Origin of the sequence: Chryseobacterium sp. (assembly GCF_008014695.1) — a bacterium.
Classification (GTDB): Bacteria; Bacteroidota; Bacteroidia; order Flavobacteriales; family Weeksellaceae; genus Kaistella.
The window spans coordinates 593,794-618,948 of record NZ_VOXE01000003.1; the positions used below are offsets into that span (position 1 = coordinate 593,794).

Consider the following 25,155-nt stretch of genomic DNA (forward strand, 5'->3'; position numbering starts at 1 on the left):
AATTTATTCAGTTTTAATGTTTTCGTTAGGGTGGTTTTCCGTTGGTTTTTTATCTTCCTCCTTCACGGCATCTTTGAATTCCTTGATTCCGGAACCCATTCCTCTCATTAATTCGGGGATCTTTTTTCCGCCGAAAAGCAATAATAAAAGAATGGCCACAATCAGGATATGCTGCCATGAAAGACTTAAAATGGTTAAATTGTACATTTTATATATTTTTTACAAAGTTAGATTATTTTTCAATAAGAAATCCATCCTAAAGGGTCAACTGGATTTTTACCGTTCCATATCTGGAAATCCAGTGTATTGGTGCCGTCAAAATCCTGTGCGACAGTACCGACCGGCGTTCCCGCAGAAACCTGCTGATTGGCAGAGACCGTAGAATTGCTTAAATTCGAGTAAATGGAATAATAGTCACCATGTCTGATGATGACAGTTCTGGTACCGTCGCCCGGATCCAGTACTTTAGAAACCGTTCCCGGGAACACGCATTTTGCACGCGTACCTGAAGGAACAGAAATTTTAATTCCATTATTTTCCTCTACAATATTCTTGAAAACCGGATGTGGCTGTCTCCCGAATCGATGTGTTACCTGACCTTTCTCGACGGGGAAACCAATTTTTCCACGGTTTGCAGCAAAATTGTTGCCCGCTGCAGTGGAAACCCCGAAGTTGGTCATGGCTTTTACTTCTACCGCTTTTTTCTCAGCATCACTTTTTTTAGTCAAAGCGTTTTCTGCAGCTCTGGCAGCGGCGGCTTTATCTGCGGCTACTTTTGCAGCGGCGGCTGCATTTGCAGCATCTTTTGCGGCAGCAATTCTTCTTTCCTCATCTTTTGCATTTGCTGCGTTTTTCGCCGCCTCCTCCGTTCTTTTCTTTTCGTCGGCTGCTTTTCGGGCAGCCAGATCTGCAGCTTTTTTCGATTCCAGATCCGCTGCAATACGGTTTCTCTCCAGTTCATCAGCTTTGGCCTTGTTTAAGGCATCAATTTTTGCCTTTTCCCGCTCTGCAGCAAGGGTGGCCAACCGGATTTTCTCAGCTTCAGCTTTTTTCCGGGCTTCATCATTCGCTTTGGCAAGCCTTATTTCTTCGGAAATGATGGATCTGATCTGTCCTTCCAGTTTTTTCGACTGTGCCTGCTTCTGCTGTAACTCTGCGGTAAGTTTGGATTCATTTTTCTTGAAGTCCTTCAGCAACTGCTCTTTCATCATTTTTTCTGCGCTGATGGTCTTTAAATCTTTCACCTGGTTAGAGAGCAAAACTTCCTTGTTTTTTGCCGATTTCTGTTTTTCAGCTACAGATTTCCGAAGCACTTCGGCAGCGCCCGTAATTTCCTGAGCTTTTCTTTTCTGATAATCGGAATATTCTTTCAGGTACTGAACTCTCCTGAGGGCTTCGCCCATATTTTTTGAAGAAAGGATGAAGGTCACTTTGTTCTGGACCCCTTTGTTTTTGTAAGCATTTACGAGAACCTGAGCGTAATTTTTTCTGAGAACAGCCAGTTCGCGGTTCTGACGGTTGATTTCCAACTGACGAAGATAAATTTCATCGTCGAGGAATTTTTTTTCTTTCTGGGTATTGGTGTAAACTTTTTCGCGCAGTCCAATTTTTTTATTTACACTGTTCAGATATGCTACGGAAAGCTTGGATTCGTTGCGGGTTTTGGCGAGATCTGCATTAATGGCAGCAATTTGTTTTTTCAGTTCTGCATTCTGCTTCTGAAGGAGTTCCTTTTTCTGTCCGAAAACAAATCCGAACAATAGAATTCCTACCAAAAAGCTCAATTTTTTAATCATCTAATCTCAATTTTCGTGTAATTATTGGGAACCGAGTAGGGGGTTGCCATCTTCGAACTTTCAAAGTTCGTATTTTCCAACAAAATTTCTCCGTTTTTTGTGCCTTTTAGTAATATTTTAACATTTTTCGGGAGTCTCATTTCATTAAAAGCTTCCCAATTGGTATAGGAAATTTCAAGTTCATCCGGTGAATTTACATCCTGAATCTGAACTTTAGTCAGATCATAATTGTTTGCGTAGTAAAGGAGTACCTTATATTCGGTGGTTTTATCCTCCTTCACTATTTTCTGGTTGACCAAAGAAGCCATTTTAAACCCCTGAGAATTTTTGGTCAGCTGAAACTGCGAATCATTGAGTTTAATAAAAGTCCTGCCGATAAGAATGTTTTCCAGCGCTTTATAATCGATGAAATTTACATTCAGCAAATTGTTCAGGTATTCAAAATCCGAATCGATGTAGGTTTTTTCGAAATTATTCTTAGCCTTTATGCCTTCGGCAGTAGCGATTCCGCGGGAAACATTGAAAAAAACGGCAGTAAGATTCATCCAGATCTTCTGGTTCTGTTCAATATAAATCGTGGTGTTTAAAGAAGGAATGGGCGCACCTGTTTCGACCATCATTTTCCCGGACATCTTTATCTGGCTGAATTTGGGACCAATCAGCACTTTTTCAAAAAAGGTAATCCGGTCAGCAATGGCTTTATTGCTTTCTTTCGGTCTGGAGTCATCTTTTGCGGTTTCTGAAGCAGCGTCTTTCAATCCGTTTCGGCTGGTACACGAAAACAGAATGAATGTACAAAACAGTAAAGAGATTAATTGTCTCATTTTCTTTATTTTAACTGTTTACAGCGTTTGCAATATTAACGCCAAACCGCACAAAATCATCTGCGGAGCTTTTAGATTTCCCTTTTGCGGTTCTTATAATTCCTGCTTTGATAAAAAGTCCAAAACGGAAAAATCACCCAAAGAAATTTCTCGTGCCACCCCAAAATAACGTGCGGAATTGCCGATCATTGAATTGCTTAAATTCCCATGGTCGATAATGGTATTTTCCTGAATCAGTGAATTGTCGATATTTGAATTGATGACAATGGTATTGTTTCCAAGAGAAACTCCGGGCCCGATCTTGGAATTTGAAATCTCCACATTTTCTCCGATAAAACACGGCGGAATGATAAGGCAGTTTTCAATTTTTGCTGAGGCGGGGAAGTTCGCAACGTTTGCTCTCTCGTATTCCAGGACTTTACCGTTGGTCTCTACAGTGGCATTTTTGTTTCCACAGTCCATCCAATCATCCACTTTTCCGAGGGAGAATTTCGCTCCTTTTGCCCGCAGATTTTCCAGAGCCGTGGTCAGTTGAAACTCGCCGCTCACTTTGATGTCATTATCCATAATGTGATTGATTTCATCCATGAGTTTTTCTGCGGAATTGAAGTAATAAATTCCAATAATCGCTAAATCTGACACAAAAGTCTGGGGTTTTTCCACAAAATCGGTAATAAAACCGTAATCATCGAGTTTTACGACTCCGAAAGCGGATGGATCTTCCACTTTTTTTACCCAGATCACACCATCAGAGTTTTTATCGAGGACAAAATCTGCTTTGAAAAGGGTGTCGGCAAAAGCTACAACCACATCGCCCTGCATTGATTTTTCTGCACATTTTATGGCGTGAGCGGTACCCAGAGGTTCATCCTGAATGTAGACGCTGCCTTTTGCGCCGAGTTTTTGAGCAATTTCCATTAAAGAAGCTTCCACATCGGGACCGAAATCACCAATGATAAAAGCGATTTCGTCAATCTCTTCGCCCGCAACTTTCACAATATCTTCCACCAAACGCTGTACGATGGGTTTTCCGGCAATCGGGATCAAAGGTTTCGGTACCGTTAAAGTGTGAGGTCTTAATCGGGAACCTCGACCCGCCATCGGAACGATTATTTTCATGGTCTGTTTTATTTTTTGAGCTGTTGTGACAGCTATTTACTAAATATACTACGAATTATTAATTATTTTGGTTTTGAAGTACTGCCGAATCCGCCACTGCCGCGTTCGGTTTCGCTAAGATGATCCACCTGAACCCAGTTAGCATTTTCATGTTTTGCAATGACCATTTGAGCGATCCGGTCTCCGTTATTCACCGTAAATTCTTCACCGGATAAATTTACTAAAATTACTCCTATTTCGCCCCGGTAATCTGCATCGATTGTTCCAGGCGTATTCAGTACAGTTATTCCGTTTTTTATCGCCAGTCCGCTCCGGGGTCTGATCTGTGCTTCATAGCCTTGCGGAAGTTCGATTGACAGGCCGGTAGAGATCAGTTTTCTTTCGAGGGATTTGAGAGTCACAGGCTCTTCCAGATTTGCATGGATATCCATTCCTGCGGACAGGGCAGTTTGATATTGGGGTAAAGCGTGCTTTGACCGGTTGTTGATTTTTATATTCATGAAAAGCTATTTTTTGATTTTATTCAGAACAAAATCTTTTTCTGAATAAATAATGATTCCCGTAAAGATGATAAATAATGCGTTTCCTATCCAAAAATTAGCATCAAATAATTGATAGGAGACGAAGCTGAATGCTGCCAAAAGAATCAGACAAAGAGAAATTCTTTTAATCCTGTAAGGGATGGGATAATATTTCTGCCCTAAAAAATAGGACATAACCATCATCAGGAAGTATGCACCCAAAGTCGTCCAGGCCGAAACCATAAATCCGAATTTTTTAAGTAAAACCAAATTCAATACAATTGTTAAAAGAGCTCCTGCCCAGGAAATTACTGTTCCTATTTTTGTTCTGTCGGTTACTTTATACCAGGTTGAAAGGTTGTAATAGATACCGAAACATAAATTGGCAATCACGATGATCGGAATAATGTCAATCGCGGTCCAATAGGACTGGTTGGGAATAAAAAGCGTTTTGAGCCACGAAATATTTGCAATAATTCCCATCGCTACAATGGAAGCGAAAAAAGTAAAATATTCGGTCACTTTTGCATAAGTGAGTTTGGCGTTTTCGTTCTGCATCTGTTTAAAGAAAAACGGCTCGATTCCCATTCGGTAAGCCGTAACAAACAGCGTCATCAAAACCGCCAGCTTGTAACATCCGCCATAGGCGCCAGCGTCACGCTCATCAATCATATAATACTGAATGGCTTTGTCAAAGTTTTCATTTACCATAAATGCGAATCCAGCAACCATGATGGGCCACGAATAGCTGATCATCCGTAAAAACAGGTCTTTTGCGAATTCAAACTTCACTTTCAGAATGATGGGTAAGAGCATGAGAACTCCTATTAAACTCCCTACCAAATTGCTGTAGAATGGGTAGGAAACCTTTTCCTCCATTCCGAATTTTTCTGAAATTTCTGCCGGAATATAAAGAAACAGGGCTACCACCACCACCGTTTGAACCAAAGACTGTAAAACGCGGATCAGGGAATATTTGACTGGTTTGTTGTGGTATCTCAGCCATGCAAAAGGAATGACGCAAAGCGTATCAAAAAAAGCAATCCAGGCAAACCATTTAATGAATTCTGGGTTTTTGGTATATCCTAACTGGGTGGCAAGCGGTTGATTAAAGACTAAACAGAGCAGTAAAAATAAAGTGGAGGTCCCAGCCAGAAACCAGAAAGAAGTATTAAAAGTCTTTTCCCTGTTTTCATCCTCTGAAGAAAAACGGAAATATGCCGTCTCAAAACCGAAAGTGAGTATAATATTCACGAATGAGATCATTGCATACAGATTGGTAAACTGTGCAAATTCATCGGTACTGATGTGATGAATATATAAAGGATTAAGAATGAAAATAATAATCCTGGGCAGAATAGCACCAATGCCGTAAATGATGGTTTCGTTAAGAAGTTTTTTCAAAACACAGTATTTTGTGCAAATGTAAATAAATAGATTTGAGATTCCGGATTTACTGAAAATACGGCCGTGAAATTATTTTAAAAATCCTAATTTTACGCTGAAAATAAATCTTTTAAATCCATGAAGACCCTGATTAAAAATGCCAGAATCGTCAACGAAAATCAAATTTTTGAAAGTGATGTGCTCATTGAGAATGACCTCATTATTAAAATTCAAAAAGATATTTCTGAAGAAAATACAGATCAAATTATTGACGCGGCCGGCAAATATCTTTTACCAGGTGTGATTGATGATCAGGTGCATTTTCGTGAACCGGGACTCACGCATAAAGGCGATATTGAAACCGAATCAAGAGCTGCGGTCGCGGGCGGAATCACCAGTTTTATTGAACAGCCCAACACGGTTCCGAATGCCGTGACCCAGGTAATTCTGGAAGAGAAATACAAAATCGCTTCCAAAAAATCATTTGCGAACTATTCTTTCATGATGGGCGGAACCAACGATAATCTGGACGAAGTTTTGAAGACCAACCCACGAAATGTAGCGGGGATCAAACTTTTTCTGGGTTCCTCGACCGGAAATATGCTTGTGGACAACCCAGAGACCTTAGAAAATATTTTCAGCAAAACCAAAATGCTCATCGCGGTTCACTGCGAAGATGAAGCCACGATCAGAGCCAACGCCGAAAAATATAAGGCCGAATACGGAGACGATATTCCGATGAAATACCATCACCTCATCAGAAGTGAGGAAGCGTGTTATATTTCTTCTTCAAAAGCAGTTGAACTGGCGAAAAAGACCGGTGCAAGGCTGCATCTTTTCCATATTTCCACTGCAAAAGAGACGGAGCTTTTCAGAAATGATATTCCCTTAAAAGATAAAAAAATCACGGCCGAAGTATGTGTGCATCATCTGACATTCACCAACGAAGATTATGACACAAAGGGAACTCTCATCAAATGGAACCCTGCGGTAAAAACAGAAAAAGACCGGGAAGGACTATGGGAAGCGCTGCTTGACGACCGAATTGATGTTATTGCGACCGATCATGCACCCCACACCTGGGAAGAAAAGCAAAATGTGTATACGAAAGCACCTTCAGGAGGACCTTTGGTTCAGCATGCTTTGATGATGATGCTCGAAAATTTCAGGAACGGAAAAATCGCTCTGGAGAAAATCGTGGAGAAAATGTGTCACAACCCTGCAATCCTTTTTGAAATTGAAAAACGCGGCTTCATCAGAGAAAATTATAAGGCCGACCTTGTTCTTGTTGATTTGGACGAAACTTCTACTGTTTCCAAAGACAATATTCTGTACAAATGCGGCTGGAGCCCGCTGGAAGGAACTACTTTCCATTCGAAAATCACCCATACTTTTGTAAACGGACATCTGGCTTTTCAGGACGACAAGGTGTCCGAAGAAAAGTTCGCGGAGCGCCTTCTATTTACGAGATAAGCTGAAAATCTAGAGTAAAATGTGAAGATCCCTTGGGTGGTAATAACATAAATACTTGTGCAGTAATGCAACATTTAATAAATTTCAACGTCTAATTCATTAACTAACCCAACAATCATGATAAGAAAAAAGTTATTGATGCTTTTTGCTGCGGGGATCCTCTTCAGTGCTCAGGCACAGGACTACCAGTGGAAAGAAGCTAAGAGTGGCGGTTACACGTATAAGTACGTAACCAATGATCCCACGCAGGCCAGGTTTTATACCCTGAAGAACGGTCTTACCGTAATCCTGAGCCCTACCAAGAAGGACCCGAGAATTCAGGCGTACATCGCAACAAAAGCGGGCAGCAAGACCGATCCTGCTACGAACACCGGATTGGCGCACTATCTGGAGCACATGCTTTTCAAAGGTACCGACAAGTACGGATCCCTGGACTGGGCCAAAGAAAAAGTGGAACTGGACAAGATTGACGCACTGTACGAACAGTATAACAAATCCAAAGACGAAGTTAAGCGTAAGGCGATCTACAAGAAGATCGATTCAGTCTCGGGAGTGGCTGCAAAATATGCCATTGCCAACGAATACGACAAGATGTTGACCGGAATGGGCGCCCAAGGCACCAACGCCTGGACGAATTTTGAGGAAACCGTTTATACAGACGATGTTCCCTCCAGCTCACTGGACCGTTACCTGGCTGTTCAGGCCGAAAGATTCAGAAATCCGGTACTGAGGATTTTCCACACCGAGCTTGAAGCCGTCTACGAGGAAAAGAACAGAACTCTGGACAATGACGGAAGAAAGGTTTTCGAAACCCTTTTCGCGACTTTGTTTAAGAACCACAACTACGGTAAACAGACGACGATCGGAACCGTGGAGCATTTAAAGAACCCTTCCCTTGTTGAGATCCGTAACTATTTCAACAATTATTATGTTCCCAACAATATGGGAGTAATCCTCTCCGGAGATTTTAATCCTGACGATGCGATTGCGAAAATTGATAAGGCCTTCTCCTATATGAAGAACAAGCCGGTGCCGAAATATACCTTCCAGCCCGAACAGCCAATGGCCGCTCCAATCGTTAAAGAAATTGTAGGACCTGATGCCGAAAGCCTTACCATCGGTTACCGTTTGCCGGGAAATAAAGACAAAGACGTTCTGCTTGCAGATCTGGTAGGATCTATCCTGACCAACGGAAAGGCAGGACTTCTGGATCTGAACCTTGTTAAAAAACAAAAATTGCTTCGTGCAAGTGCATTCACGTACACCCTGCAGGATCACGGAATCCTCTATCTTTCCGCAGCCCCAACAACGGGACAGACCCTGGAAGAAGTACAGACCCTGGTGCTTAGCGAAATCGAAAACCTGAAAAAAGGAAATTTTGATGCTGATTTAATTCCATCAATCATCAACAACATCAAAAAAGAGAAAATCCAGAGCACCGAACGTTACGGCGACAGAGCATCCATGCTGCAGAGTGCTTTTAACGCCGAACTGGACTGGAAAGACCAGGTTGCGTATGTAGATGATATCTCCAAAATCACAAAAGAAGACGTCGTAGCCTTTGCAAATAAGTACTTCGGCAATAATTATGTGGCCATCCTTAAGAAAAAAGGCGAGAACAAAAACCCGCAGAAAATTGAGAAACCGTCTATCACCCCTGTTGAAACGAACCCGGATAAGCAGTCTGCGTTCGTAAAAATGGTGAACGAGATGCCATCAACGCCTTCAGAGCCTGTGTTCCTGAACTTCGATAAGGATATCCAGAAGTCCAAATTGGGTAAAGCTGAGGTTCTTTACGTACCGAATACCGATAACCAACTGTACAGACTGAGATACCGTTACAAAGTAGGAACACTTAATGATCCTAAACAGTCTCTGGCCTCCCAGTACCTTCAGTTTTTAGGAACCGACAAAAAGTCTTCTGAAGAAATCTCCAAGGAGTTCTACAAGATCGCGTCGAGTTTCAATGTATCCACAGGTGAGGAGTACACCATGGTGACCATTGAAGGTTTGCAGGAGAATTTTGATAAGGCGGTGAAGCTTTATGAAGACCTTGTTGTGAACGCAAAACCGGACGAAACCGCGCTTGCGGCGCTTAAAGCCCGTATTGCAAAATCCAGAAAGGATGCAAAAGCCAATAAGGGAGCCATTCTGCAGGGACTTACGAGCTATGCCATGTACGGCCCGAAGAATAAATTCAACAACACGCTTTCCGATGCGGAAATCAATGCGATCACCACTCAGGAACTTGTGGACAAAATGAAAAACTTGAACAATTATGAGCAGACGGTCATTTATTACGGACCGGAATCTCTTAAAAACCTCACTGCAAAACTGGGAACCATGCACAAAGTTCCGTCAACGTTTGCCTCTGCGGGACCGCTGAAGACTTTTAAGCAGCTTCCACAGACCAAAACTCAGGTGCTGTTCACGGATTATGATATGGTTCAGGCCGAAACAAGATGGATCCGCAATACGGATACCTACGATCCGGCCAAAACACCTATGGTAATGGTTTTCAACAACTATTTCGGTGGTGGTATGGGCTCTGTAGTTTTCCAGACCATTCGTGAAAGTAAAGCTTTGGCTTACAGTACCTACGGGTATTATGTGCAGCCTTCGAAAAAAGAGGACCAGTATTATATGATGAGTTATGTGGGCAGCCAGGCCGATAAGTTTGGTGATGCCGTAGGCGCCATGAACGAACTGCTTACCACCATGCCTCAGCTTCCTGTAAACCTGGATCTGGCCAAGAATTCGGTGAAGAAGGACATCCAGACCGAAAGGATTATGCAGGACGATATCATCTTCAGATATCTGGGTGCTAAACAACTCGGCTTGAAAGACGATATCCGTAAAGACCTGTACACAAATGTGGACAAGATTACGATGAACGACCTTAAAAACTTCCATGCGACCAATATTTCAGGCAAGCCTTACACGTATGCGTTGGTGGCTTCTGAAAAGAATATGAAAATGGACGATCTAAAAAAGATTGGCGAAGTGAAGAAAATTACCCTGGAAGAACTTTTCGGGTACTAAACCTTACAGCATACTGATTACAGAAACTGCTCCGGATTCGGAGCAGTTTTTTTGTGTCATTGCGAGGAGGAGGCACGATGACGAAGCAATCCCAAAGTTTTTATTTGGGCGCCTCCGGATAGCTATCGGAACCGCCCGCGTTTACCCTGAGCCTGCGAAGGGATCCCGATTTTTTCTGTTTCGCTTTGCTACACAGAAAAAGAGCTCCACTCAGGTGGGGGCGCAGTGATTGCTTAGTAGAAAGATTATTTTTAGAAAGAAAAGCGGAAAGGCCGGAGAGTTTGTGCAGGGGGCTTTCATCTCGTGTCCTGCGGACAAGACGAAAGCTTAGTTATTAGCTGCAGTATTATTTTTTTCTTTTTAATTTATCATTTTCAGTTTTAAGTAAATTTATGCTATCATTCAGAATTTTATTTCGGTCTTTAAATTCTTGTTTTTCAGTATCAAATTTAGAATTTCCATTGTCAAAACCAAGTTTGTATGCTCCGCCTATTGTTATGACTAATACAGTCCAAAAAAAAGGGTTTTTAATTAAACTAATAATTAAATTCTCTGATTTTGATTTGTTAGGTTTTAATGTTTCGCAAGATTTTATTGCTCCCTTAAATTTCGCTAACTCTCTATCAAATTCCGATAAATAATAACCGCTGAATTTGGATTTATTGGCTGACTGTAACATTTTATAAGGTCCGCTATTTTCATCAAAATTTGTATAAATATAATCTTCAACTTTTGAAATCCATGATAAAAACTCTGTACTTGCATCACTAATATACTGACCATGAGCAATTTTTTTATTGTTCTCACTAGAGTAATTATCTCCTTCTTTTATTAATTCTGTGATGTAAACATTTTTGTTTTTCATTTAGGGCAGTTTTTTTGAAATATTGCAGCTAACGATTGGCAGGTTTAAGAATTTGCGGTTTTTCTTGCAAAAACTTGTCTGCCCGCACTAAAATTAATTAAAATTGATGAAAGAAGTTTAAGCACTTCGCCCGCAATTTTTTAAACCTGTTGTTATGGGTTGGCTTTCTTTCTGGATATTTTTCAAGTTCCTTATTTAAGTCGTTTACTATGTTTTTTATAATATTATTGTCGGCAATAAATTCAACAAAATATTCTATGTCTTCGATTGCAGATTGTGGTCGGAATTCAAGGTCAAACTTTATTTTAATTGCTTTTATTTCGGAATCAAAATTGTTCGTTAGTTCAAATGATATATTTGGTTCTAAGAAGCAAATGTCTAAACATTCTGGTCGAGTATTATTAGAAAGATTATCGAACCATTGTATTAGTCTTTTAAAGTCCCAGGTCGTTAAAGAAGGGTCAACTGTTTCCCAAAGTCCAAGTTTACTATTTACTTTAATATAAATATTCAACCAATTACTATCCCAATCCCCGTCTGTAATTTTCGGATATTGGTAGTTGATAATTTTAAGTTCAACGGTCTGATTGTCTATTCCTGTAAATGTCATTCATGTCGGTCTTTAAGCTTACCCATAACTCGTTTATATGTATGACAAAACTATATAAATCCCACACCCTCCGTTTGCGTTGTATAATAAGCGTCATACTTTTCCTCCCGCTAATCTACTCAAAAAACCTCCCCACGCAACTATTCACCCATAAAATAATTACGAAAATACACTCCATCCAACAAAACCTTTAAAGACAATTAAAAAATTAAGTCGAAACCTTGCCAATTCAGCAATAATTTTTTTAATTTTGGTTGAGCCACAAAGAGAAGAAGCGTAGAACTATGCAGGTTGGTTTCAGCACAGATGTTGGCGGTGCTTCTTTTGCACCGTGCTTTCGGTTTCCGGGATCCCGCTTGCTACACATAAAAAGAGCTCCACTCAGGTCGGGGCGCGGTGACTACTTCAATTTAAACGCAATTTTTTGAATCATTTCCGTTAACGGTTCGGAGCTTTGCGATGGTGGGCAATCGAAGCACAAATCTTCAATTTTGTATAAAAGTTGAACCGAAGGACAACCGTTGAACTTTGCAGTTTCGCCCCACTATTGCAAAACTCTTGTTACCAGCAGTTTTTTCATTTCTTAATTCCTCCAAATATTTCTTTTAATTCTATTCGAGTTTCAGTTATAAATTCATTTTTATTATTTTCGAAAAGCGATCTTAAATTTTCCCAGAAAGTTTTTTTTTCGAAGTTTATAGTTGTAGAATATTCATTTGGTTCATCAATATATATTTTCGACTTAAATAACTTACCATTTTTATAAAATTGAACTTCAGCCCCTTTTAACCCATAGTCGAGTTGATTATTTATCGCATTCTTGTTAATTTCATTAAATTCAAGACCTGGATTTCCATAAGAATTGTTTTCAGTAAAATCATTTGCATAAAAATATTCAATTTCTTGTTGTCTTGTGAAACCCTTTGTTTTTGGATTTTCAAATCGTAATATTATTAATCTGTCTTGTAGAAATCCAGCAGTTATTTCGGTTTTGTCAGCGGGATTTTTGGGAACATAAACATCAAAAATTGTGTTACCATTTTTCTCAAGTTGTTTTCTTAAATATAAATTAGAGTTTTCTAGTTTATTTTTGAAAAATGAAATCCAATTATGTTCAGTTGTTTCTTTCATTTGCGAGGTCTTTGATAAAATTGTAGGTAACGGCCGGGTGTTTCTGTTGGCGGGGATTCTTATAACTGCTTTTTGTAAATATAACAAAATGAACAACTAGCGAAAATCTTGATGATGTAAACTTCAACCCCGCTAATAGAAATACTGTGTTAGCTGCAGTGTTATTATTCTAAATTTTCGTAACCAGATTTCCCGTTTTTTTTAAGGAATAATAATCCTAAAATTATTAAGAACCCAGATAGGCCAATTACTGAGACTAAAAAGTCCATTCCCTCTGATAAATTATATATGAATGTTACAAACGTTGTCATTCCAAGTCCATAAAGCGCCCACTTTTTCCATTTAAATAACATCAATGTAAAGAATATATCAAGTAAAGTAATTAAAAATAATACTATGTTTTTTGAACTTGTATCATTTGAAATATTTATTATATCATTTTTTGCAATATACAAGCTTGCTATTAATGTAATTATTAAATAACAAATCAAGACAATGTTCATATTTTTATTATTTACATTACTCACTTTAGAGATAATTTGATTATTATAAATTAAATAAGATCAGTTTTTCTTTTGATGAACTGCTGGTTGTAACATTGCAGCTAACTCGTTTATATGTATGACCAAACTATATAAATCCCACCAACTTCCGTTGGCTTTGTATAATAAGCTCATACTTTTCCTCCCGCTAATCTACTCAAAAAACCTTCCCTCGCAACCATTCCCCCATAAATTAATTATGGAATACATCCCATCGATCGAAAATCCTTAAAGACAATTAAAAAATTAAGTCGAAACCTTGCTAATTCAGCAATAAATTTTTTAATTTTGGGTGAGCCCAAAAGAGAAGAAGCGCATCGCGATGCAGGTTGGTTTCAGCACAAAATGGGGGCGGTGCTGCGTAGTTTCCCGAAATGCTGTTGCACCCATCACCTGAGTACTCTCTGAAAGCGCAGTTACCTGTAATTGTTATGGTTAGTTGTAGCCTTTGCCTATACAAAGCGTTCGAACTTTTTCAATCTCATCATTTTCAATTAAACTTGGCCTCATACATTTGTTAGCATATAGGAATTTTTTGACTTTCGAGCTCTCATTTGTATGTCGTTCTCGATAAATCATATAAATCAGATAATTTTCTCCAACGCGGAAATTGTACGCGCAATTCCCCAATGAACCATATAATAAAATTTTTCTTTTTCTAAGTGTACCTTTAAATTTTTCTGTCACTAAAACGGAGTACTTTTTAACTAAAGAACTTCTATTTTGGGGGTAAGCTTCCGTCTTCACTCTAATTGTCCGTTCAGACAGTATTTTTCCACTGATAATAACATCACTATTAATAATGGCGCCTTCTCTAGATGAGCGAACACAGGTACAGGCCAAAGCATCACTTGAAAACAATATTAATAACAATAATAAAATTTGTTTCATGGTAGCATGATTTAAGGTCATTGGAAAAAATCGTTTCAAAGGGCAATTTTTCCCAACTCGTTTATATGAACGACAAGCCTATACATATCCCCCAAACTCCCGTTGGCTTTGTATAATAAGCGTCCTACTTTTTCTTCCGCTAATCTACTCAAAAAACCTTCCCACCCAACAATTCCCCATAAATTAATTGTGGAATATAGACCATCCACCGAAAAACTTTAAAGACAATCAATAATTTTAATTGAAACTTTGCCAATTCAGCAATAATTTTTTTAATTTTGGTTGAGCCCAAAAGAGAAAAAGCGCAGCAAGATGCAGGTTGGTTTCAGCACAAAATGGGGACGGTGCTGCTCAGTTTCCCGAAATGCTGTTGCACCCGTGCTTTTGGTTTTCAGGATCCCGCTTTGCTGCACATAAAAAGTACTCAACTCAGGTCGCAGTGACAGTTTAGTAGAAAGATTATTATAAGATGAAGCGACAGAGTGCAAAGTTGTCAAAGTTTGGACAGCGGTGATATCATTAATATAAAGTTTTTAATCTTTACAAAGTTCAACAAATACAAATCCAAGTTTCGTCATCTTTACGTAAGCATAATCAGTGACTTCTAGATCAATTTCTAAATCTCGGTCTTCTGGATCTTCCGAAGATTTTTCAGCGCTTGTTATCTCTACTTCCGTTTCATACTTTAGGGTGCCTATCGCAACTAAATTTGATATCAGTGTTTCAGCGCTATCAGAAGATAATTTAATTGCTTGTGAAATATCTTTAATTGCAAAACTAAACCAATCAATTCTAAAATCTGCTGGTTGCTTTTTTTTACTTTCTTCAAAGAAAGAACTTAATGGAGGTTGTCGGATACTTTCAACGGCACGGTCGCTTCTTTTTTTATTTAATTGAATATAAATGTAATTTAAAATTGATACTTCTTCATTTGAAATTTTATTTAGAACAGAAATAGCATTTTGCTGAAGTAATATTGGAAAGGGTTTTACAAGTAAATTCTTAATTAGCATTGCCCACATTTCCTGCAAACGTTCATCCTCTTCAAAAGAGGAAAATTCAAGTAATGGTGCCAACACTTTTAAATTAATTTTTTGGTACTCAACTTTTTTATCGACGAGATATTTTTGAGCTTTTTCAAGAATTAAAACTTGATTCTTAAATCTTCTTAATCTAACTTGGTCTGCGATTAGTTCGCCAGCTTCATTAAAAGCACTTCCAAATAATCCCTTAATTAGTTTCTCGCTACTTGCTGCAGCAGTGTCGATTGCTTTTTTACTAGCTAGTAATTCCAAACCATTCATTTTTATGTTTTATAGATTAATATTTATGTATATAAGAAACTGGTAGAAAAATACCAACTCTTTTATGTCAGTAGATTTCGTAGATCTTCCACCCGCTAATCTACTCAAAAAACCTTTCCACGCAACTATTCACCCATAAATTAATTATGGAATACACCCCATTCACCAAAAATCTTTAAAGACAATCAATAATTTTAATCAAAACTTTACCAATTCAGCAATAATTTTTTTAATTTTGGGTGAGTCCAAAAGAGAAGAAGCGCAGCACTATGCAGGTTGTTTTCAGCACAAAATGGGGGCGGTGCTGCTCAGTTTCCCGAAAACCTGTTGCACCTGTGCCTACAGTTTTCGGGACATTACGAAGCCGACAAAAAACAGAAAGCCGAAAAACTGCTGGCCAATATGGCGATGTACGGCAGCGGAATCGCGCGCCAGAATTATCAGTCGGAAACCGCCACGCTGAACAATATGCTGAACGATTTTGCGAACAAACCGGAACTGGCCGCGGCAGTGACGGCTTTCAGTCTGCAGCCCTGGCTCAGCGAGCTGCAGGACGCCAACACGCAGTTTAATGACGAATACCTCACCCGAACCCAGGAATACGGCGCCGCCAATCCGGAGACCATCAAATCCAAAAGGGAGAAAGTGAATGAGACGTATTACGCCCTTCGCGACCGCATCGATGCGCTGCACACGTTGGCAGAAACGCCGCCATCGCCTTATACTACGGTGATTAATCAGCTCAATGCACTCACCGATCAGTACAATGCATTGCTGCTTCACCGCGTAGCGCCGCCGGGAAACCCAAGCGCTCCTGGAGAATAAAACCTTTGATTATGACAGAAAAACCGCCGGCTTGGTGGTTTTTCTTTAGCAATACGCCAAAAGCAATAAGCCATAAGCGGAATCTGTGTGTGCTGCATTGCAATCCCCAATGCACCGCTTCAAATTTTCATTAACTTTATCAACTCAACAACTCAACAACTCAACAACTTAACAACTTAACCTTTTCCCAATGAAATACACAGAACCCATGCTGCGCGAAGGCGCCCTGAAAGATAAAGTAGCCATTGTAACCGGTGGCGGAAGCGGTCTTGGCAAGGCCATGACCAAATATTTCCTCGAACTCGGCGCTAAAGTCGTCATCACTTCCCGGAATCTGGAAAAACTGCAGACCACTGCAAAGGAACTCGAAGAACAGACGGGCGGAAAAGTGCTCTGCGTAGCCTGCGACGTACGAAACTGGGATGAGGTAGAAGCCATGAAGGACGCCGCAATAAAGGAATTCGGCAGAATCGATATCCTGCTCAACAACGCGGCCGGAAATTTCATCTCTCCTACCGAAAGACTCACGCATTCTGCCTTTGATTCCATTCTCGATATTGTTCTGAAAGGCACAAAAAACTGTACGCTTTCCGTCGGGAAATACTGGATCGAAAATAAAATCCCCGGAACCGTGCTGAATATTGTCACCACTTATGCCTGGACAGGTTCTGCTTACGTAGTTCCTTCGGCGTGTGCAAAAGCCGGAGTGCTGGCAATGACGAGAAGTCTTGCGGTAGAATGGGCAAAATACGGCATCCGCTTCAACGCCATCGCACCGGGACCTTTTCCAACAAAAGGCGCTTGGGACCGTTTGCTTCCGGGAGATTTGCAGGAGAAGTTCGACATGCGGAAAAAAGTGCCCCTCCGAAGAGTCGGCGAACACCAGGAACTGGCGAATCTGGCCGCTTATCTGGTTTCCGATTATTCTGCTTATATGAATGGGGAAGTCGTAACCATCGACGGCGGCGAATGGCTTCAGGGTGCAGGGGAATTCAATATGCTCGAGGAAATTCCGCAGGAAATGTGGGACATGCTGGAAGCCATGATTAAAGCAAAAAAATCAAATTAACAGCACCTGTGTAACAAAAAAGGCTTTTTTTCATACCTATTAATAAATAATCATATGAAAATCAAATTTTCTGGACTTATCCTGGCTGTTGCGATGGCTGTTCCTGCCGCTTTCTCGGCGCAGAACGAAACTCCAAAATACAGCTACACCGAAGCTTTCAAACCTTTTTTTTATCAGAATAACGGGACCGAAACCCGTTCTGCAAGCGGCAAACCCGGCCACCATTACTGGCAGAACAGCGCCGATTATGTGCTGAATGCTACCCTGAACGAGCAGAAAAAAGAAATCAAAGGCACTGCAGAAATCACGTACACGAACAACAGTTTCGATACCTTGGAATTTCTCTGGCTTCAGCTGGATCAGAATTTATTCAGGAAAAATTCAAGAGGAAATGCAGTGATTCCGGTGGGAGGCAGCAGAAATGGCGCACACGGCGATTTTGATGGTGGCTACACCATTCAGTCAGTGGAAATTGTTTCGGAGAATGGGAAAAAAATAAAAAGCGCTGCAAAATATACCGTTTCCGACACACGGATGCAGATTAGCCTTCCCACTGAGCTTAAAGCTGGCGGCGGCGAAATAAAATTAAAAATCACCTATTCGTTTACCTCACCCGATTACGGCTCAGACCGGATGGGTGTTGAAGATACCAAAAACGGTAAAATCTTCACGATTGCCCAGTGGTATCCAAGAATGTGTGTGTATGACGATGTGATGGGCTGGAACACGCTTCCTTATCTGGGAGCAGGCGAATTTTACCTTGAGTACGGCAGCATTACTGCGAATCTTACGGTACCTTCCAATCATTATGTGGTAGCTTCAGGCGCACTGCTTAATGCGAAAGAAGTATATTCCGACGACCAGAACAGGAAATGGGAACTGGCAAAAAACAGTGATAAAACCGTTATGATCCGTTCGGCAGCCGAAGTAAATGCCGGTCCTAAAACTGCAAATTCTACCAAGACCTGGAAGTTTAAAATTGATAAAGCCCGTGATTTTGCCTGGGCTTCTTCCGCTGCATTTATTCTGGATGCTGCAAGAATCAATCTTCCGAGCGGTAAAAAATCAATGGCAATATCCGCTTATCCCGTGGAAAGCGACGGAACTGAAGCATGGGGAAGGTCTACGGAATATACGAAATCTTCCATCGAACATTATTCAAAACAGTGGTATGAATATACCTATCCTGCCGCAGTAAATGTTGCCGGAAATGAAGGGGGAATGGAATATCCTGGAATCGTATTCTGTCATATGAATTCAAAAGGCTATGATTTATGGGGGGTGACCGATCATGAATTCGGACACAACTGGTTTCCGATGATCGTAGGATCCAACGAAAGGCTTTTCGCCTGGATGGATGAAGGATTCAACACCTTCATTAATTCCATTTCCGAAAAAGCTTTCAACAATGGCGAATATTACCAGCCGAAATCTTTGCAGAGCCTGTCTGCTGCCCTTAACAACGACAATATGGAACCGGTAATGACCGCTCCTGATAATTTAAAAGAAATGAACCTCGGCTATCTCGGTTATTACAAACCGGGCGCCGGCTTAACCATGCTTCGTGAGAATATTCTGGGCGAAGAGAAATTTGATAACGCTTTCAGAGAATACATCAAGAGATGGGCATTTAAACATCCGACTCCGGAAGATTTCTTCAGAACAATGGAAAATGTTTCAGGCGAGGAACTGAACTGGTTCTGGAGAGGATGGTTCATGAACAAATGGAAAATTGACCAGAGTGTGAAAAGTGTGAAATATGTTGACGGAAATTTTGCGAAAGGATCCCTTATCAAACTTGAAAATATCGGTCAGTTGCCGATGCCGGTTGATCTGGAAGTGAAATATAAAGACGGAACAAGCCAGAATATTAAACTTCCTGTGGAAATCTGGAAAAGAAATACAGAATGGACTTTTGAAGCGCCGACTACAAAAGAGATCGTTTCGGTAAAACTCGATCCTAAGGGAACCTTACCTGATGCCGACCTTTCGAATAATACCGTAAAAATGGGTGATGCAGCCACTGCAGAAAAAGTGAACCTTCAGGAATTTACCGGAATTTTCTCTTCACCGAAAATTCCCGGTCTGAAATTTACCTTGAAAGTGGAAAATGGCAAACTCATGGCACAGGCTACCGGACAACAGTTTTTCCCACTCGATTATGAGGGTGATGGAAAATTCAGCTTCGCAATGGCAGGAATTGAAATGCAGTTCAGCAAAGACCGAAAAAACTTTGACATTACTCAGGGTGGACAGACCATCAATTTCATTAAAGAATAAAATACTCAACCGTCATTGCGAGCGGAATGCAGTGAAGCAATACCATTATCTATCGACGGTTGGTAGTTCCTCGCAAGTACAGTAAATAAAACAAACCCTTCGAAGCGTAAACTTCGGAGGGTTTGTTTTATAATCAGGGAGGTGTAAGTTTTATTCCGCCGGTCTGAAAACCAAGCCGCTTTCATCAAAATAATCGAGGATAATGCGGTCGCCGTCGTTTACATTTCCTGCAAGGATTTCTTTCGACAGTTTATTCAGCACTTCCTGCTGCAACACTCTTTTCAGCGGTCTGGCCCCGAAACTTGGGTCATAACCTTTGTTCGTGATATAGTTGATGGCGTCTTCGGTAGCTGTCATCAGGATTCCCCGTTTTTCCAGCATTTTGTTGAAGCCGCGAAGCTGATAATGTACAATTTTTCCGATTTCTTTTTTGTTTAAAGGCTGGAAGAGTACAATTTCATCAATCCGGTTAAGAAACTCCGGTCTTAGGGTCTGTTTCAGCAGGCTGAAGACTTCTTCCTTCGTCTTATCAACGATTTCATCCACATTGTCATCCGTAATATTTTCAAAATTCTCCTGAATCAGATGTGAACCGAGGTTCGAAGTCATGATGATGATGGAATTCTTGAAATTCACCACACGTCCTTTATTGTCGGTCAGTCGGCCGTCATCCAGAACCTGCAGCAAAGTGTTGAAAACATCGGGATGTGCTTTTTCAACTTCGTCGAGAAGCACTACCGAATAAGGTCTTCTGCGTACTGCCTCGGTCAGCTGGCCGCCTTCATCGTAACCTACATATCCCGGAGGAGCGCCTACAAGTCTTGAAACCGAATGCCTTTCCTGATATTCACTCATGTCAATCCGCGTCATATTGTTTTCGTCATCGAAAAGATATTCTGCAAGTGCTTTCGCGAGCTCTGTTTTCCCAACCCCTGTAGTTCCCAGAAAAAGGAAACTTCCGATCGGTTTTTTTTCGTCATTAAGCCCGGCCCGGTTTCTGCGGATGGCATCGGCGACCGAAGTAATGGCTTCTTCCTGACCCACCACTCTTTTGTGGAGCTGGTCTTCAAGATGCAGGAGTTTTTCCCTTTCACTCTGCAGCAGTTTCATGACCGGAATTCCGGTCCATTTAGAAATGACTTCAGAAATATTTTCGGCGGTGACTTCTTCTTTGATCAGCTCATTCTGGTGGTTCTGCATCTCGAGTTCGAGTTTTTGCAGTTCACTTTCTTTTTCCTTGATTTTCCCGTACTGAATTTCTGCTACTTTTGCATAATCTCCGGCACGCGAAGCACGTTCGGCTTCATGTTTCAAAGCCTCAATATCATTTTTAATGGATGTGAGATCTTCAGATTTCTGCTTTTCCTTCAGCCATTTCGCATAGATCTCGTTGCGTTGTTCCGAGATCTTCGATATGTCTTCCTTCAGATGATTGATCTTCGTTTCATTTCCTTCCCGGGAAATGGCGGCGAGTTCAATTTCCATCTGCATGAGTTTACGGTCGAGAACATCGAGTTCTTCCGGTTTTGAATTGATTTCCATTCTGAGTTTTGCGGAAGCTTCATCGATCAAATCAATGGCTTTATCCGGCAGAAAACGGTCTGTAATATAACGTTGCGACTGCTCTACGGCAGCGATTATCGCTTCGTCTTTGATTCTTACTTTGTGGTGGGCTTCGTATTTGTCTTTGATTCCGCGAAGAATCGAAATTGCGGATTCGGTATCCGGTTCTTCCACCATCACTTTCTGGAAACGTCTTTCAAGCGCTTTGTCTTTTTCAAAATATTTCTGATATTCATTTAAAGTCGTTGCACCGATTGCTCTTAGTTCTCCCCGTGCCAAAGCGGGTTTCAGGATATTTGCTGCATCCATCGCACCTTCGCCGCCGCCGGCTCCTACCAGCGTGTGGATTTCATCAATGAAAAGAATGATTTGCCCGTCGGATTTAATGACTTCATTCACAACTGATTTCAGTCTTTCTTCAAACTCTCCTTTGTATTTTGCACCGGCGATCAGCGCACCCATGTCGAGGGAAAAAAGTGTTTTGTCCATCAGGTTCTCGGGAATGTCCCCTGAAATAATACGGTGCGCAATTCCCTCGGCGATCGCCGTTTTCCCGACTCCCGGTTCACCGATTAAAATGGGGTTGTTTTTTGTTCTCCGCGATAAAATCTGCAGAACCCTGCGGATTTCCTCGTCACGGCCGATGACCGGATCGAGCTTTCCTTCTGCTGCGAGTTCGTTGAAGTTTTTCGCGTATTTGTTCAGACTCTGATAGGTTTCCTCAGAACTTGCAGAAGTGGCTTTTGAGCCTTTTCTGAGTTCATTGATGGCGGCTTCCAGACCTTTTTTCGTAACGCCCATGTCTTTCAGCATTTTTGAAACGTCGGAATTCACTTCCAGAAGAGAGAGCCAGAGGTGTTCAATCGTCACATATTCGTCGCCCATTTTCTTCGCGATATTCGGGGCATCTAATAAGACTTTGTTCGCGGACTGCGAGAGATAGATGCTTCCGCCTTCCACTTTCGGGAGCTTTTCAAGATTTTCGCGGTTACGGTCTCTCACTAAACTGAGTTCTGCTTCCGATTTCTTCATGAGAAAAACCGAGATGTTTTCATCTGACTGAAGAATCCCTTCAAGCAAATGCTGAGGTTCAATACTCTGGTGGCCGAACTCCATAGCAATTTGCTGTGCTTTCTGGATGGCTTCCTGCGATTTAACGGTATATTGGTTTAAGTTCATAAGAATTGGTTTTTTGGTTTTGAAACACGAAGAACCCATACAAATTTATGGATTCTTTCCTGCAATTATCAATCTTTTTAATCAAAATCGTTATCCGCAAAAACCATTCTTTAAGCATTTTTTATAAATTTTTAAGACAAAATTTCCGTTTTAAGCATTTGAGCACGTGATAGTTAAGACAAAATTTCCGGATTTAACAGTTTTGGTGATTGAAATGATGACTAAATTGATTAGTACTCATGTCTTTTTAAATGAAGAAAATATGAGGATATACAAATGGATTTTTTACCCTTAAAAAAATCAGTATATTTGTTGGACTCACATTTTTCGAGTTTTTTTATAAAAATATGCATCATTTTCATTTATTAAAAACAGTACGGGTAACGAAGGAAACGAATGATTCCGTAAACATAGCTTTTGAGATTCCGCAGCATCTGCGTCATGAATTTGCTTTTAAGCAGGGGCAGTATCTGAATGTCCGGTTCATTTTCGGGGACGAAGATTTACGACGTTCTTACTCCATTGTGAATGCGCCGAGCGAAGGGAATTCCGAACTTGAAATTTTGGTAAAACATCTGGAAGACGGAAGGGTTTCCACGTTTTTAAATACAGAACTGAAGCTGGGTGATTCGGTGGAAGTACTTGCGCCAATGGGGCATTTCTTTACCAATTATCATGCTTCCAACGAGAAAACATATATCGGATTGGCAGCAGGAAGCGGGATTTCTCCGGTCTTGTCCAATTTAAAGGAGGCACTTTATCAGGAGCCGAAAAGCAAAGCTTATCTTTTTTTCAGCAATAAAAGTGTAAACGATATTATTTTCAAGAAAGAAATCGACGGGCTTGTGGAAAAATTCGCAGGTCGTTTGAAAGTGATTTACCTGCTTTCGCGGGAGAAACATTATGAGGACGAACTCTTTGAAGGCAGAATTTCGGCCGAAAAACTGGAGGGTCTGTTTGAAAGACTTCCGGAAATTAAAGTGCAGGACGCTACGTTCTTCATCTGCGGGCCTTCGGAAATGATTAAAGGCATTTCCGGTTATCTGAAAAACGATAAAAAAGTACCGTCGCTTCAGATCATGTACGAATATTACGCCGCTCCCGACGATGAAGAGAATGCGGAAATGAGCGACGAGTTTAAAGCAATTCCCAATTTGGAAAGCATGGTGACGCTGATTATTGATGATGATGAATATTCTTTCCATCTTAATTCGAAGAAAAGAAGCATTCTGGATCAGGCATTAAATGACAAGCTTCCGGTTCCTTTCGCGTGCAAAGGCGGCGTTTGCTGTACCTGTAAAGCGCAGGTCATGGAAGGGGAGGTGTTTATGGAAAAGAACTTTGCCCTTACTGACGATGAGGTCGCGAGAGGATTCGTCCTTACCTGTCAGTGCCATCCCACGACGAATGTTGTGATGCTGAATTACGATGTTTAACAGAGCTTCGGGGTTATTGAAATCCTGAAAGTTTTCAAAACTAAAAAACGATGACAAACTGGAAATTTGTAAGAGCAGTCGACGAAAATGAGGAATTCAGGATTGACGGAATCAATATCTGGAACCATTATTGGCACTGTGTCGACAAGAAAGTTGAAGTAAAAGGCCCGGACCAGGGAAATGTTTACTTCTTCAAAGAATATCAGATCGAAGGCAGCGACAAAACCATCAGTTTTGTGGCAGGGGAATTCATCGATTCCAAAGTCGGGATTTATCTGAAAGATGATTTGCACGATGGCAAATTATAGGATTTAACAAGATATTGTTTTACTTTTTAGAATATAAAAATGAATCAGGAAAAATTTTTAGAATACGTTCAGGCCGAAAATAAAGTGGAGCCGAAAGATGTAATGCCCGATGATTACAGAAAATTACTCGTACGTCAGATTTCTCAGCACGCCCATTCCGAAATCGTCGGGATGCTGCCGGAAGCCAACTGGATTACCAGAGCGCCCTCACTCCGGAGAAAAATGGCACTTCTGGCCAAAATTCAGGACGAAGCAGGTCACGGACTCTATTTATATGCTGCTGCGGAAACCTTGAATAACGGCGAAATCGCTGCCGACCGGGATTCTGTATACAATGATATGCTTTCCGGAAAAGCAAAATATTCGAGCATTTTCAATTATCCGGCGCTTTCCTGGGCAGATATCGGTGCGATCGGCTGGCTGGTTGACGGCGCAGCGATCATGAACCAGGTGATGCTGATGGGAAATTCTTATGGACCGTATTCCAGAGCGATGGTGAGAATCTGTAAAGAGGAATCCTTTCACCAAAGACAGGGTTACGAAATCTTGATGACGCTCTGCCGCGGCACAAAAGAACAGAAAGATCTGGCGCAGGAAGCTTTGAACCGTTTCTGGTGGCCGGCTTTAATGATGTTTGGCCCGAATGATGAGTCTTCGCCGAATTCAAAGAAATCTATGGATTACCGGGTAAAAAGGGAAAGCAATGATGCCCTAAGACAAAGATTTATCGATGTTACCGTTGGTCAGGCTGAGTTTTTAGGCCTTAAAATTCCGGATGATAAATTAAAATGGAACGAAGAAACCCAGCATTACGATTTCGGCGATTTGCCTTGGGATGAATTCATGGAAGTGCTGAAAGGCAACGGACCTTGTAATAAAAAACGCTTGGAGACCAAAAGAAAAGCACAGCGCGAACACAGCTGGGTGAAAGATGCGGCAATGGCATTCGCAGGTAAAATGGAAAACGCAACAAATACAATTTAAACAGATA

At 41.0% G+C, this 25,155-nt stretch carries 21 protein-coding genes; 8 read left to right on the forward strand and 13 right to left on the reverse strand.

Going from position 1 to position 25,155, the window contains the following annotated elements; all coding sequences use genetic code 11:
• Positions 1-3: 3 nt before the first annotated feature.
• The 6 genes from FUA25_RS10670 to FUA25_RS10695 all read right to left on the reverse strand — a co-directional run bounded on the left by FUA25_RS10670 (position 4) and on the right by FUA25_RS10695 (position 5,664).
• Positions 4-207: a twin-arginine translocase TatA/TatE family subunit gene (locus tag FUA25_RS10670; RefSeq protein ID WP_147756891.1), complete on the reverse strand. Its 204-nt coding sequence runs from the start codon at positions 205-207 to the stop codon at positions 4-6.
• 32 nt (positions 208-239) lie between these two features.
• The gene (locus FUA25_RS10675) at positions 240-1,796 is read right to left on the reverse strand and encodes a murein hydrolase activator EnvC family protein (protein ID WP_147756892.1); all 1,557 of its coding nucleotides are present in this window, start codon (positions 1,794-1,796) and stop codon (positions 240-242) included.
• Entirely contained in the window at positions 1,793-2,620 is an 828-nt protein-coding gene (locus FUA25_RS10680) for a DUF4292 domain-containing protein (RefSeq protein WP_147756893.1), read from the reverse strand. The genes FUA25_RS10675 and FUA25_RS10680 overlap by 4 nt, the downstream gene beginning before the upstream one ends.
• Before the next feature lie 93 nt (positions 2,621-2,713).
• Positions 2,714-3,739, reverse strand: coding sequence for a sugar phosphate nucleotidyltransferase (locus FUA25_RS10685; RefSeq protein WP_147756894.1), 1,026 nt, complete (start codon positions 3,737-3,739; stop codon positions 2,714-2,716).
• Positions 3,740-3,801: 62 nt separating this feature from the next.
• Entirely contained in the window at positions 3,802-4,239 is a 438-nt protein-coding gene (dut, locus tag FUA25_RS10690; RefSeq protein ID WP_147756895.1) for a dUTP diphosphatase, read from the reverse strand.
• 6 nt (positions 4,240-4,245) lie between these two features.
• The gene (locus tag FUA25_RS10695) at positions 4,246-5,664 is read right to left on the reverse strand and encodes an oligosaccharide flippase family protein (RefSeq protein WP_147756896.1); all 1,419 of its coding nucleotides are present in this window, start codon (positions 5,662-5,664) and stop codon (positions 4,246-4,248) included.
• A 120-nt stretch (positions 5,665-5,784) separates the two neighbouring features.
• On the opposite strand from FUA25_RS10695, the gene FUA25_RS10700 reads away from it, so the two are divergent.
• Both FUA25_RS10700 and FUA25_RS10705 read left to right on the forward strand, forming a co-directional pair.
• Positions 5,785-7,119 carry a dihydroorotase gene (locus FUA25_RS10700; RefSeq protein ID WP_147756897.1) on the forward strand — a complete coding sequence of 445 codons (1,335 nt, stop codon included), beginning with the start codon at positions 5,785-5,787 and terminating at the stop codon, positions 7,117-7,119.
• Between the two features lie 117 nt (positions 7,120-7,236).
• Entirely contained in the window at positions 7,237-10,161 is a 2,925-nt protein-coding gene (locus tag FUA25_RS10705) for a M16 family metallopeptidase (RefSeq protein ID WP_147756898.1), read from the forward strand.
• A gap of 346 nt (positions 10,162-10,507) precedes the next feature.
• Here FUA25_RS10705 and FUA25_RS10710 read toward each other — a convergent pair whose 3' ends face one another.
• The 6 genes from FUA25_RS10710 to FUA25_RS10735 form a co-directional block, all read right to left on the reverse strand.
• Positions 10,508-11,026: a hypothetical protein gene (locus tag FUA25_RS10710; RefSeq protein WP_147756899.1), complete on the reverse strand. Its 519-nt coding sequence runs from the start codon at positions 11,024-11,026 to the stop codon at positions 10,508-10,510.
• Between the two features lie 97 nt (positions 11,027-11,123).
• Positions 11,124-11,636: a hypothetical protein gene (locus tag FUA25_RS10715; protein WP_185146691.1), complete on the reverse strand. Its 513-nt coding sequence runs from the start codon at positions 11,634-11,636 to the stop codon at positions 11,124-11,126.
• A 576-nt stretch (positions 11,637-12,212) separates the two neighbouring features.
• Positions 12,213-12,767, reverse strand: a complete 555-nt coding sequence (locus FUA25_RS10720) for a hypothetical protein (protein ID WP_147756900.1) — start codon at positions 12,765-12,767, stop codon at positions 12,213-12,215.
• A gap of 164 nt (positions 12,768-12,931) precedes the next feature.
• On the reverse strand, positions 12,932-13,270 hold the full coding sequence (locus FUA25_RS10725) for a hypothetical protein (RefSeq protein WP_147756901.1): 339 nt from the start codon (positions 13,268-13,270) through the stop codon (positions 12,932-12,934).
• A 474-nt stretch (positions 13,271-13,744) separates the two neighbouring features.
• Entirely contained in the window at positions 13,745-14,200 is a 456-nt protein-coding gene (locus FUA25_RS10730) for a hypothetical protein (RefSeq protein WP_185146692.1), read from the reverse strand.
• Between the two features lie 533 nt (positions 14,201-14,733).
• Positions 14,734-15,504, reverse strand: coding sequence for an Abi-alpha family protein (locus FUA25_RS10735; protein ID WP_147756903.1), 771 nt, complete (start codon positions 15,502-15,504; stop codon positions 14,734-14,736).
• A 276-nt stretch (positions 15,505-15,780) separates the two neighbouring features.
• On the opposite strand from FUA25_RS10735, the gene FUA25_RS10740 reads away from it, so the two are divergent.
• From FUA25_RS10740 to FUA25_RS10750, 3 genes are all read left to right on the forward strand, one after another.
• Entirely contained in the window at positions 15,781-16,329 is a 549-nt protein-coding gene (locus FUA25_RS10740) for a DUF6261 family protein (protein ID WP_147756904.1), read from the forward strand.
• 190 nt (positions 16,330-16,519) lie between these two features.
• The gene (locus FUA25_RS10745; protein WP_147756905.1) at positions 16,520-17,398 is read left to right on the forward strand and encodes an SDR family oxidoreductase; all 879 of its coding nucleotides are present in this window, start codon (positions 16,520-16,522) and stop codon (positions 17,396-17,398) included.
• Between the two features lie 54 nt (positions 17,399-17,452).
• On the forward strand, positions 17,453-19,678 hold the full coding sequence (locus tag FUA25_RS10750) for a M1 family metallopeptidase (protein ID WP_147756906.1): 2,226 nt from the start codon (positions 17,453-17,455) through the stop codon (positions 19,676-19,678).
• A gap of 150 nt (positions 19,679-19,828) precedes the next feature.
• Here FUA25_RS10750 and clpB read toward each other — a convergent pair whose 3' ends face one another.
• Positions 19,829-22,420, reverse strand: a complete 2,592-nt coding sequence (clpB, locus tag FUA25_RS10755; protein WP_147756907.1) for an ATP-dependent chaperone ClpB — start codon at positions 22,418-22,420, stop codon at positions 19,829-19,831.
• A 347-nt stretch (positions 22,421-22,767) separates the two neighbouring features.
• Here clpB and FUA25_RS10760 point away from each other — a divergent pair, with 347 nt between their 5' ends.
• The 3 genes from FUA25_RS10760 to paaA are packed head-to-tail and all read left to right on the forward strand — an operon-like array spanning position 22,768 to position 25,148.
• Positions 22,768-23,856, forward strand: a complete 1,089-nt coding sequence (locus tag FUA25_RS10760) for a 2Fe-2S iron-sulfur cluster-binding protein (protein ID WP_147756908.1) — start codon at positions 22,768-22,770, stop codon at positions 23,854-23,856.
• Between the two features lie 50 nt (positions 23,857-23,906).
• Positions 23,907-24,164, forward strand: a complete 258-nt coding sequence (locus tag FUA25_RS10765; protein WP_147756909.1) for a hypothetical protein — start codon at positions 23,907-23,909, stop codon at positions 24,162-24,164.
• A 39-nt stretch (positions 24,165-24,203) separates the two neighbouring features.
• Positions 24,204-25,148, forward strand: a complete 945-nt coding sequence (gene paaA, locus FUA25_RS10770; protein ID WP_147756910.1) for a 1,2-phenylacetyl-CoA epoxidase subunit PaaA — start codon at positions 24,204-24,206, stop codon at positions 25,146-25,148.
• Positions 25,149-25,155: the final 7 nt, after the last annotated feature.